General features: G+C 46.6%; 1 pseudogene. It reads right to left on the bottom strand.

Annotation, left to right across the window (positions count from 1 at the left end):
- Positions 1–592 (bottom strand): annotated as a pseudogene (locus tag R7Z50_RS29185) (Tol-Pal system protein TolB); the annotation flags it as partial.

The raw sequence follows: 592 nt of genomic DNA, 5'->3' as shown, positions 1-592 counted from the left end.
GCAATACTAATCGCTCATTGTAACCATCGTAATCAGCAACACGAAGCTGGTACGGGAAACGGTCTTTGTCGTTTACAACCACGTAGGCAATACGAGTCATAAATGCGCCACGTTCACCAGTCAGTTGTTCATAGACAAGGTCGGAAATACGGTGAGCGTACTCACGCATACGAGGGCCTTTTACCGTAGCCACTTTGTTAAACAAAACATGGTCTTTAGATAAAACAAGCTCGCCGTCACTCCCTAGAGCTTTGCTCTGCCCACCAGTTAACTGACCGCGTACCACATCAACAAGCTGGTAATTTACAAGGTAATCGCCTTGCTCATTTTGCTTGATAGAGCCAGTTAACAACGCATCTACACCAAGGCTTGTCCACGAATCAAAGTTAACTTCTGATTCATTGAATGGCGTTTGTGGCATTTTATTCGTTGGTACTGGGCTGAACTTACCACTGCGCTGTAGATCAGACGCAATGACAGCAGAAATGTCGGTAGGAAGTGGTTGACTGCCCTCCCATTTAAAGGGAACAACAGCAATTGGTCGTGCCGAATCAATACCATCGGTAATGACCAGCTCCAATGCAGCGTGCGC

Source organism: Vibrio sp. 1249-1 (assembly GCF_033340495.1).
Note: the sequence above shows the minus strand (reverse complement) of the source record. Positions and strands in the feature narration are given on the sequence as shown.